Source organism: Pseudomonas sp. Mn2068 (genome assembly GCF_049319725.1).
Lineage (GTDB): Bacteria > Pseudomonadota > Gammaproteobacteria > Pseudomonadales > Pseudomonadaceae > Aquipseudomonas > Aquipseudomonas gingeri.
The window spans coordinates 393,112-404,598 of the sequence record NZ_JBMOUG010000002.1; the positions used below are offsets into that span (position 1 = coordinate 393,112).

The following is an 11,487-nucleotide window of genomic DNA, read 5'->3' on the forward strand; positions in this document are numbered from 1 at the left end:
CCAGGTAAGTGAACAAAATACGAGAGCTTCTTCCCATGTCTGCAGTATCGCCTTTCCGGTTGCGCCCGCTGTTGCGTTTTGGCCTTGTGTTGACCCTCAGTACCAGTCCCCTGCTGATTTCGCCCGCCTGGGCGGACACGGGCACACGCCGTAGCTATCAGGTTCCGGCCGGCAGTCTCGGCGCGGCGCTGACCCGGTTTGCCGGGCTGGCCGGGGTCAATCTGTCGGTGGACCCGGCGCTGGTGAGCGGTCGCCAGAGCGGCGGCCTGTCTGGCGAATACGATGTGCAGGAGGGCTTCGCCCGCTTGCTGCAGGGTTCCGGCCTGCAACTGCAACCGGTGGGAGAGCAGGCCTATACCCTGGTGCCCGCGCCGGAAGGGGGCAGCGTGCAGTTGCCCACCACCTCGATCCTCAGTGCCGGTGACTCCACGGGCAGCCCGGCCTACGCCGGCGGCCAGGTCGCGCGTCGGGGCTCGCAGGGCCTGCTCGGTTCGCGGGACTTCATGGAAACGCCGTTCAGCATGACCACCTACACCAGCGAGGCGGTCAAGAACCTGCAGGCGCGCACCCTCGGCGACCTGGTCGCCAGCGACCCGTCGGTACGTGCCACCAATCCGGCCGGCGGACGCTACGAGCAGTTCACCATCCGCGGCTTCAGCCTGTTCAACAGCGATGTCTCCTATAACGGCCTCTACGGTGTCCTGCCGACCTATACCATCGACATGGAAATGGCCGAGCGCGTGGATATCCTCAAGGGGCCAAGCCAGCTCATCAACGGAATCTCGCCACGGGGCAGCGTCGGCGGCGGCATCAACGTGGTGCCCAAGCGCGCCACCGACAAGCCGATCACCGAATTCACCGGCAGCTTCGCCTCCGACAGCCAGACCGGCGGTGCCGTGGACATCGGTCGCCGGTTCGGTGACGAAAACAAGTTCGGCATCCGCTTCAACGGCGTCAAGCAGTCCGGCGACACCACCTGGGATCACCAGGATGTCGACCGCGAGATGGCTGTGCTGGGCCTGGATTTCCGTGGCGAGCGCCTGCGTCTGTCGACGGACATCGGCCACACCGAGCGCGATACCGATGCCCCGCAGGAGCGCGTACAGATCGGCCCCAATGCCCAGGTCCCGAACCCCAACGATGTGCGCCGCAACTATGCGCAGGCCTGGAGCTGGGCCCATACCAAGGACACCTTCGGCACGCTGAACGGCGAATACGATCTGAGCGACTCGGTCATGCTCTACGGCGGCGTGGGGGTACGGCAGAGCAACCATGACTTCCTCCGCCATGCGGTCCTGGTCAGTAACAACGCCGGTAACTTCAGTGTCCAGCCGCGGGACTTCACCCGTGACGAAAACGTCCGTACCGCCACGGCCGGGGTGCGCAGCTGGTTCCATACCGGTTCGGTGAGCCATGAGCTCAACCTGGCCGCCAGCGACTTCTACATGGACTTCACCAATGGCGGCGCGCGTTATGCCCAGGGTAACAGCAACCTGTTCAACCCGGTACAGACGCCGGAGCCCGGCACCCCGACGCGGTTCGACGACAAGGTCTATACCGAGAACCGCTTCAGCGGCGTGGCGCTGTCCGATACCCTCGGCTTCTTCGACGACCGTCTGCTGCTGACCCTGGGGGCCCGCTGGCAGCGGGTGAAGGTCGACGACTGGACCAATGGCATCAAGGGCGACACTTCCTACGACGAGGAAAAGATTTCGCCGTCGGGCGGCATCCTGTTCAAGGCCACTGACGAGCTGTCGCTGTATGCCAACTACATGGAAGGCCTGAGCCAGGGCAAGATCGCCCCGTCGACCTCGGTCAACGATGACGAGATTTTCCCGCCGTTCATCAGTCGCCAGGTCGAGGTCGGGGCCAAGTATGACCTGGGCTCCTTCGCCCTGACCGCCGCGGCGTTCCAGATCAAGCAGCCGGCCTACGAAACCAACGCCAAGACCCAGGTGTTCGGCCCGAACGGCAAGCGCCAGAACCGTGGCGTGGAGTTGAGTGTGTTCGGCGAACCGCTCAAGGGCTTCCGCCTGCTCGGTGGCGTCATGTACATCGACAGCAAGCTGACCAATACCACCAACGGCGCCTTCGACGGCAACCGGGCCCCGGCCACGCCGGAGTACAACGTCAACCTGGGCGCCGAATGGGATGTCCCGACCGTCCAGGGGCTGACCCTGACCGGACGTGGCATCTACTCCAGTTCGCAATACCTGGACCAGGCCAACAGCAAGGAAATCGACAGCTGGGAGCGTTTCGACGTCGGCGCCCGCTACGCCTTCAAGCTCGACGACAAGGCCATCACCTTGCGTGCCAGCGTCGAGAACGTGATGGACAAGCGCTACTGGAGTTCGGCCGGTGCCTCGGATGACAGCGAGCCCGGCCTGACCCTGGCGACCCCCAGGACCTACCTGCTTTCGGCGACCGTCGGCTTCTGATCCAACCACCATGCGCCAGGGATCGGCGCCCGGACACTCCCCGTCGGTGATCGCCTGGAAGCGACCCGGAAAGAACAACGGCGAGTTATCACATGGGTTGTTTTTGACAACTTTCGGGCTGACTGATGATTTGATGGCATAACTTTAGAAGTTGCTTTCATATTGCAGATGCATGGCATATCCATGGCATCTCCGAGACAGTTTATCGGGTTTTAAAACTTGGGTATTTTTGCGCCTGTCTGTTTTATGGTGTGCAGAAAAAAATCAATGAATTTCGCAATAACTTGAATCGACGACTTGCACTTGTCTGGCAATGATAATAATTTGCATCTCAAACTTACGGAGGATGATCAGATGTTCAATGATGGCATGTTGCATTCTAATCCCGTGCAGAAAACCAATACCGATTATCTGGTTCGACAAAGCAAGTTTGAATCCAATGTTCGCAGTTATCCGCGCAAGTTGCCGCTGGCCATTGCCAAGGCCCATGGCGTGTGGGTCACGGATGTCGAGGGCAACCGCTACCTCGATTGCCTGGCGGGCGCCGGAACCCTGGCCCTGGGGCATAACCATGAGGCGATCATGGGGGCGCTCGACAGCTTCCTGTCCTCGGGGATGCCGATGCACACCCTCGACCTGACCACGCCGGTCAAGGACGCGTTCAGCGAAACCCTGCTGGGCCTGCTGCCGGGGCAGGGACGCGACTACTGCCTGCAGTTCTGCGGGCCGTCCGGGGCGGATGCGGTGGAGGCAGCGCTGAAGCTGGCCAAGACCTTCACCGGGCGCAACAACGTCATCAGTTTCTCCGGTGCCTACCACGGCATGACCCACGGTGCCCTGGCGCTGACCGGCAATACCGCGCCGAAAAACGCCATCGCCACGCTGATGCCGGGCGTGCAGTTCCTCCCGTATCCCCATGAATACCGCTGCCCGCTGGGTATCGGTGGCGAGGCGGGGACCGAGGCGCTGGGCTACTACTTCCGCCAGTTCATCGAGGACGTCGAAAGCGGCGTGTCCCTGCCGGCGGCGGTGATCGTCGAGGCGGTGCAGGGCGAGGGCGGGGTCAACAGCGCGCCCGCCAGCTGGCTGCGCACGCTGCGCGAAGTAACCCACCAGCACGGCATCCTGCTGATCCTCGACGAAGTGCAGGCCGGCTTTGCCCGTACCGGCAGGATGTTCGCCTTCGAGCACGCCGGGATCGAACCCGACATCGTTGTCATGTCCAAGGCGGTCGGCGGCGGCCTGCCCCTGGCGGTACTGGGCATCAAGCGCCAGTTCGATGCCTGGGCGCCGGGCAATCACGCGGGAACCTTCCGTGGCAATCAGATGGCCATGGCCACCGGCCTGGCCACGCTGCAGGTACTGTACGAGCAGAACCTCGCGGCCCGGGCCGAGGTTCGGGGACAGTGGCTCAAGGACCAGTTGCAAGGCTTGCAGCAACGGTATCCGGCCATCGGCCAGGTCCGCGGGCGTGGCCTGATGCTGGGTATCGAGATGGTCGACGAGCGCTTGCCGGCTGATCGCCTGGGCAGTTTCCCCATGGCCCCCGACCTGGCCGTGGCGGTCCAGCAGCATTGTTTCAGGCAGGGCTTGCTGCTGGAGCGTGGCGGCCGCAATGGCAATGTGATTCGCCTGTTGCCGCCCCTGATCATTGATGAAGAACACTGCCGCCTGGTGATCCAGCGTTTTGAGGCGGCGTTGGCGGCGGCCTTGTTGCAACTGCGCTCCTAGGATCCGGGCGAGTGCCATGAGCCCGCTAGTGGCAAGTTCAAGGGCGGCTTGATAGTTGTTTTGAATAAATGGATTGATCGTCAGCCACAAGTGTCTATGTGACGTAACTTTCGATTTGCCTGATGTTTATCGGATTGTTGAATGGTGAGTAATGATCCTGCGGATATATCTGCTCGTTTTTTATCGCGGGCGGCAACTTGATATTGATCGTGAAATCACCTCGTCCGTGACCTTGCGGCCACTGTGGAGCAATTATGAAAAATCCTGATCGCACTGTTCTGGCGAAAATGGTCAGCGAGTTGGCGAGTACCCGTGCCTTGCTCAATTGCCTGATCAAGGAGTTCGCCCTCCCTGAAGACTGCCTGCGTTATGAATGGCCGGGCCACATGCAGGGCATTGCCCCCGGCAGTTACCTGGACGGGCTGGACTGGAAGGGCATTCCCCTGACCATCAGCCTGCCCGACCGGCAGCAGTTCTTTGTCGTGGTGGACCGCCAGGATCGCCTGGGTAGCCAGCGTTACCTGTCCGATGTGTATGCGCGACAGGGTGACGGCAACTGGCACTGCCCGGACTTCACCGGGTTCGTCGAACGATTGCTGGCGGCCTGCGAGCACATGGCCGGTGCCAGCAACGACGAACTGTTCGACCAGGTCCTGCAAAGCCAGCAACTGACGGCCGCCATCGTCGCCCACAACCTGCAGCCCGGGCGTCCGGCGCCGTTGAGCGGCTACCTCGCCAGCGAGCAGGGCCTGTGGTTCGGCCACCCCAACCATCCGGCGCCCAAGGCCCGCCTGTGGCCCGCGCACCTTGCCCAGGAGACCTATGCGCCGGAGTTCCAGGCGCAGACCGCGTTGCACCTGTTCGAAGTCCCGCGGGCAGGACTGCGGATCGCGGCCAATGGCCTGAGCGAGGACCAGGTCCTGGCCGGTTTCGCCGACCAGGCGCGGGCCCGGCCTGGGCACGCGCTGCTCTGCATGCACCCGGTGCAGGCGCAACTGTTCCGCCAGGACCGCCGCGTGCAGCGGCTGCTGGAGCAAGGCGAGATCGTCGATCACGGCACCAGCGGGCCGCTGGCCAGTCCGACCGCATCGATGCGCACCTGGTACATCGAGGGCCACGACTATTTCATCAAGGGCTCGCTGAATGTGCGCATCACCAACTGCGTCAGGAAAAATGCCTGGTACGAGCTGGAAAGCACGCTGATCATCGACCAGTTGTTCCAGCGCCTGCAGCAGACCCGGCCGGAGAGCCTGGGCGGCCTGTCGACCGTGAGCGAGCCGGGCTCGCTGAGCTGGGCGCCGGTGCAGGCGGATGAAGCCGACGCCCACTGGTTCCGCGAGCAGACTGGGGCGATCCTGCGGGAGAACTTCTGCCGCCTGGCCGGTGCCGAGTGCAGTGTCATGGCGGGTACCCTGTTTGCCCGCGATATCTATTCGCGTCCCCTGGTGCACGAGTTCCTCGAGGACTCCAGTGGCGAGGCGCCCGATGACGCCCGCTTGCTGGACTGGTTCGAGCAATACCAGCGGCTGCTGCTGCGCCCGGTCATGGCGCTGTTTTTCAACCATGGCGTGGTGATGGAGCCGCACCTGCAGAACGCGGTGCTGATCCATGACCAGGGCCGCCCGCGGCAGTTGCTGTTGCGTGACTTCGAAGGCGTCAAGCTGACCGACGAGCTGGGTATGAACGGCATCGACGTCGGCCTGCACCCAAGGGTTCGTCAATCGTTGCTCTACACCCGCGAGCAGGGCTGGAACCGGATCACCTACTGCCTGCTGATCAACAACCTGTCCGAAGCCGTACTGGCCCTGAGCTGGGAGCGCCCGCACCTGGCGCCGTTGATGTGGCAACGGGTCGAACGGCAGTTGCGCGACATTCGCGACGAACTGGTGGCTCCGGCGCCGGAACTCGATGCGCTGATCGCCGGCCAGCCGATTGCCTGCAAGACCAATCTCAAGGTGCGCCTGGCGGCCAAGGCGGATCGCCAGGCCGGCTACGTCACCCTGCAATCGCCCTGGGCCGGGGAGGTGCGCCATGGTTGATCTGCCCACTACCGTGCTGGCGGCGATCGGTGAGGCCCGCGCCTTGAGCCGCGACCCGCTGGCGGCCTTCGTCCACGATCTGGACGCGCTGCGCGAGCATGTCGATGAAGTCATGGCGGCATTGCCGGCCGGGGTCGAGTTGTATTACGCAATCAAGGCCAACAGCGAAGCGCCGCTGCTGGCGGCCCTGGCCCCGCTGGTGCACGGCTTCGAGATTTCCTCGGGCGGCGAGATCGAGCGGGTCATGACCTGCCCGACCCGCAAACCCTATGTGTTCTCCGGCCCCGGCAAGCTCGACTCCGACCTGCGGGCGGCCCTGGAGCACCAGGTCGAAGCCATTCATGTGGAAAGCCTCAATGAAATCGCCCGCCTACAACGGTTGGCCAACGAGGTGGGGCGGGTACAGCCGGTGTACATCCGCATCAACCCGCAGTTGCCGTCGACCCTGTCGAGCAAGTTGGCCATGGCCGGCACCGCCACGCCGTTCGGTATCGACGAGTCGGAGCTGGCCCTCGCGGTGCAACGCGTCGACAACGCCAGCCACCTCAGCCTCAAGGGCTTCCATGTGCATGCCATGTCCCATCAGTTGTCGGTGGAGCGCCATGAGCAGTTGCTCGATTTCTATCTGCAACGCTGGCAGCAGTGGAAGGCGCTGGCGGCCTATCCCGAGCAACTGACCCATTTCAATGTCGGTGGCGGGATCGGCGTCGATTACCTCGGCGGGCAGCGGTTCGACTGGCAACGCTTGTGCCGCTACCTGGAGCGACGCCTGGCCGCACAGCCCGATGCACCGATACTGCGCTTCGAGCCCGGACGTTTCATCAGTGCCTTCTGCGGCTATTACGTGATCGAAGTGCTGGATATCAAGACCAGCCATGGCGAGCACTTCCTGGTCTGTCGTGGCGGCACGCACCAGTTCCGCCTGCCCGTCGCGCAAAGTCACGATCACCCGGTGATCCACCTGCCGAACACGCCGTCGACCGCGACGTCGCCGCAGCAGCTGTGCACCGTGGTCGGCCAGTTGTGCACGCCCAAGGATGTCCTCAGCCGCCGCCAGCCGTTCAGGGGCGTCGCGGTCGGCGATCTGCTGGTGCTGCCGTTGGCCGGGGCGTACGGCTACAACATCTCCCATGCGGATTTTCTCTGCCACCCCAGGCCGCCACAGCATTTCGTGGACAACGGCGAACTGCTGCGGGGAGCCGGCCAGTGGCAGTGAGGCGCGAAGTGCCACGGCACTGGGTGGTGATCAATGTGTTGCTGGGGACACTCACGGTGAGCCTCAGCAACAGCTCGCTCAACCCGGCGCTGCCGGCGTTCATGAGTGTCTTCGGCATCGGCCCGTTGCTGGCGACGTGGATCGTCGCCGGGTTCATGACCAGCATGGGCATGACCATGCCGCTGACCAGCTTTCTCAGCCAGCGGCTGGGACGCAAGCGCCTGTACCTGTGGGGCGTGGCGCTGTTTGTCGGAGCTTCGCTGCTCGGTGCGCTGTCCAACTCGATTGCCCTGGTGATCGCCGCGCGGGTGGTGCAGGGCATTGCCAGCGGGCTGATGATCCCCTTGTCGCTGGCGATCATCTTCGCGGTCTATGCCAAGCCGGAGCGCGGGCGGGTCACCGGGCTGTGGAGCGCGGCGGTGATGCTCGCTCCGGCGCTCGGGCCCCTGTGCGGCAGCCTGCTGCTGGAGTGGTTCAGCTGGCGTTCGCTGTTCCTGATGAACGTGCCGGTCGGCCTGCTGGCGCTGGTCCTGGGCATCGCCGTGCTGCCGGATTCGGAGCCTGGCGAGCGTCAGCCGTTCGACCTCGCCGGCTATCTGCTGATCACCTCGGGTATCGGCCTGTTGATGGTCTCCATCAGCCGCCTGCGCCATGCCGCGACACTCTTCGATCCGCTCAACCTCGGGCTGTTGCTGGTGGGTGTGCTGTGCCTGGTGGCCTTTGTCCGGGTGGAATTGAGGCGCAAGGCGCCCTTGCTCAACCTGCGGATCTTCGCCCTGCGTGGCTATCGCCTGAGCGTGATCATTGCCGTGGTGCAGTCGGTCGGCATGTTCGAGTGCCTGGTGCTGCTGCCGCTGCTGGTGCAGATCGTGCTGGGCTACGGCGCCATCTGGACCGGCCTGGCACTGCTGTGCACGGCGGCGTTCGCCAGCCTGTTCGGCCAGTGGGGCGGCAAGGCCCTGGACCGTCATGGCCCGCGCACGGTGGTGGCGCTCGGGTTGCTGTTGACCGGTATCTCGACCCTGGCCCTGGGCATGCTCAAGGCCGATGCGAGCATCGCCGTGGTGTTCGCGCTGATGATGGTGCGCGGGGCCGGCCTGGGGCTGTCGTACATGCCGGTGACCACCGCCGGGCTCAATGCCCTGCCCGAACCGATGGTCACCCAGGGCGCGGCGATGAACAACATCTCCCGGCGCCTGGTGGCGTCCCTGGCGATTGTCATCGCCTCGCTCTGGCTGGAGTGGCGCCTGGGCGCGGGAGGGCAGGCGGCCACGGCGTCGGCCATCAGCGAAGTGTTTGCCGCCACCGGCGTACTGATCCTGCTGGCATTGCCCTGCGCCTGGCGCTTCCCCCTTCACGACGAGACGGTCGAGACTTCGCCCGCCACCGTCGAACACCGATAGTTTCTCTTTCGACAAGGTATGGACATGACGACTTTCGAATCGGCAACACCGCGTACGCGCACCCCGGCCACCGGTGCCTGGCTGGCCACGGTCGATGCCCGCTGCGCGGAACGCGTGCAGCGGCGGGTGGTGGGGCAACTGCTGCAGACTCTCTTGTATGAAGCGGTGCTGCCTTATCGACAGGATTCCCTGGGCGCTGGCCGCCATCGTTTCAGCGTGACCGGACGGGATGCCGGCGGGGCCGCGGTCGAGTACCGTTGCGACGGCCTGCTCAGTGCCAGTTTCGAAGTGATCCGCCTCGATCATGCCAGCCTGGAGCGCGTGGACAGCGAGGGTCGGAGCAGCACGCCGAGCTTGCACCAGGCGCTGGCGGAGTGGCTTGGCGAATTTCGCGACAGCCCGCACCTGGCGCGTTTCATCCATGAACTGGAGCAGACCCAGCTCAAGGACCTGCAGGCCCGCAGCCAGGGCTACCAGGCCGACCGACCCGCCCATGAGCTGGATGTGGATGCCCTGGAGCAGCACTTCATGGACGCCCACAGCTACCACCCGTGCTACAAGTCGCGTATCGGTTTTTCCCTGGCGGACAATGTCCAGTACGGCCCGGAGTTCGCCATGCCCATCGCCGTGGTGTGGCTGGCGGTGGCCCGCTCCCGGGCGGCGGTCAATCATTCCCGTACCCTGGACTTCCAGGCCTTTGTCCGCGAGGAGCTCGGTGCCGCGCGCTGGGACCTGATGAGCCGCACTCTCGCCAGCCAGGGCCGTTCCATCGACGACTACCAACTGATGCCGGTACACCCCTGGCAATGGGATAACACCCTTGTCTCGGCGTTCTACCCCGAGCTGCTCAGCGGCGAACTGGTCTACCTGGGCACCTCGGACAACCTCTACAAGGCCCAGCAGTCGATCCGTACCCTGGCCAATGCCAGCGCCAGGGAGCGGCCTTACGTCAAGCTCGCGATGAGCATGACCAACACTTCCAGCACGCGCATCCTGGCCCGGCACACGGTGATGAACGGGCCGATCATCACCGACTGGTTGCAGCAACTGATTGCCAGCGATCGTACCGCCCGCGAGCTGGATTTCGTCATCCTCGGCGAAGTCGCCGGCGTCAGCTTCGACTACGACCACCTGCCCGAGTCCCGTGGACCGCAAACCTACGGCACCCTCGGCGCGATCTGGCGCGAGAGCCTGCACCAGTACCTCAAGGCCGACGAACAGGCCGTGCCGTTCAACGGCCTGAGCCATGTCGAAAACCGCTATGGCGAAGGCCGGCAGTCGCCCTTTATCGATGCCTGGATCAGTCAGTACGGCCTGCGGGAATGGACGCGGCGGTTGCTGGAGGTCACGGTGCCGCCGATCATCCATATGCTCTACGCCGAAGGGATCGGGATGGAGTCCCATGGCCAGAACATCGTGTTGATCGTCAAGCAGGGCTGGCCGCAACGCATTGCCCTGAAGGACTTCCACGACGGCGTGCGTTACTCGCCGGCGCACCTGGGGCGGCCCGAGCTGTGCCCGACCCTGGTGCCGTTGCCGGCCAGCCACGCCAAGCTCAACCGCAATTCATTCATCGTCACCGACGACGTCAATGCGGTCCGTGATTTCTCCTGCGACTGTTTCTTTTTCATCTGCCTGACGGAGATGGCGATCTTCCTGCGCCAGCAGTATCAACTGGACGAAGCGCTGTTCTGGCAGATGACCGCCGAGGTGATCCTGGCCTACCAGGATGCCCATCCCCAGCACCGCGAGCGCTTCGACCTGTTCGATGTGTTCGCGCCGAGCTACGAGGTCGAGGAACTGACCAAGCGCCGCCTGCTGGGTGACGGCGAGCGTCGCTTCCGCTCGGTGCCCAACCCGTTGCATGCCCACAGGCCACAGCCATGCTGAGAACCAACCAGCTCAAGCAAAAGCTCGGCGCGGGCGAGGTGGTGCATGGGCTGATCAGTTCGATTCCGTCACCGGCGGCCATCGAACTGATCGCCGAGGCCGGTTTCGACTTCGTGATCATCGACATGGAACACGTGCTGATCAATCCGGAAACCGTCGAGCACATGATTCGCACGGCGGAAGCCTATGACCTGACACCGTTGGTGCGGGTCGCCGACCTCGATCCGAAGACCCTGTTGCGCCTGCTCGATGGCGGTGCCCAGGGTATCGTCCTGCCGATGGTCGAATGCCCGGTGCAACTGGCCGCGGCCATCGCCGCGTGCAAGTACCACCCGCTGGGGCGGCGCAGCCTCAATGCCGGGCGTCCCGGTTCGTTCGGCAAGCACAGCCTGGCGCGGTACGTCGAAGCGGCCAACCAACAGATCCTGCTGGTGGCGATGATCGAAAGCGCCGAGGGCGTGCGGCGTGCCGCCGAGATCGCCGCGGTACCAGGGCTGGACATGCTCCTCGAGGGCGCGGCCGACCTGTCGCAATCCCTGGGCATGCCCTGGCAGATCGACCAGCCCGCGGTGCAGCAGGCCCTGCTCGACACCTGGCAGGCGGCCAAGGCCGCCGGGGTGGCGTATTGCACCATTCCACGGCAACCCGGCGACGCGGCCCGCTGGCGCGCGCGCGGGGTCAACGCCTTTGTCCTGGGCGACGAGCGCGGCATTGCCTTTCGCGCCTTGCAGTCTCGCCTGACCACTGTTTCTTCAGAAGGAAAATAACCC

At 64.3% G+C, this 11,487-nt stretch carries 7 protein-coding genes; all 7 read left to right on the top strand.

Translation table 11 applies throughout. The annotated features are described in order from the left end of the window. The first annotated feature begins 35 nt into the window (after positions 1 to 35). Entirely contained in the window at positions 36 to 2,438 is a 2,403-nt protein-coding gene (locus ACL9RJ_RS06210; RefSeq protein WP_422765024.1) for a TonB-dependent siderophore receptor, read from the top strand. 354 nt (positions 2,439 to 2,792) lie between these two features. Then, entirely contained in the window at positions 2,793 to 4,169 is a 1,377-nt protein-coding gene (locus ACL9RJ_RS06215) for a diaminobutyrate--2-oxoglutarate transaminase (protein ID WP_422765026.1), read from the top strand. Between the two features lie 254 nt (positions 4,170 to 4,423). Continuing rightward, positions 4,424 to 6,208 (top strand): IucA/IucC family protein, encoded by a 1,785-nt coding sequence (locus ACL9RJ_RS06220; protein ID WP_422765028.1) that lies wholly within the window; start codon positions 4,424 to 4,426, stop codon positions 6,206 to 6,208. Then, a complete protein-coding gene (locus ACL9RJ_RS06225; RefSeq protein ID WP_422765029.1) occupies positions 6,201 to 7,424 on the top strand; it encodes a type III PLP-dependent enzyme in 1,224 nt (407 codons plus the stop codon). Before ACL9RJ_RS06220 ends, ACL9RJ_RS06225 begins: the two co-directional genes overlap by 8 nt. Further along, positions 7,421 to 8,827, top strand: coding sequence for a DHA2 family efflux MFS transporter permease subunit (locus ACL9RJ_RS06230; RefSeq protein ID WP_422765122.1), 1,407 nt, complete (start codon positions 7,421 to 7,423; stop codon positions 8,825 to 8,827). Before ACL9RJ_RS06225 ends, ACL9RJ_RS06230 begins: the two co-directional genes overlap by 4 nt. A 24-nt stretch (positions 8,828 to 8,851) precedes the next feature. Next, positions 8,852 to 10,717: an IucA/IucC family protein gene (locus ACL9RJ_RS06235; protein ID WP_422765030.1), complete on the top strand. Its 1,866-nt coding sequence runs from the start codon at positions 8,852 to 8,854 to the stop codon at positions 10,715 to 10,717. Then, a complete protein-coding gene (locus ACL9RJ_RS06240) occupies positions 10,711 to 11,484 on the top strand; it encodes an HpcH/HpaI aldolase family protein (RefSeq protein WP_177129006.1) in 774 nt (257 codons plus the stop codon). The genes ACL9RJ_RS06235 and ACL9RJ_RS06240 overlap by 7 nt, the downstream gene beginning before the upstream one ends. The last annotated feature ends 3 nt before the right edge of the window (positions 11,485 to 11,487 follow it).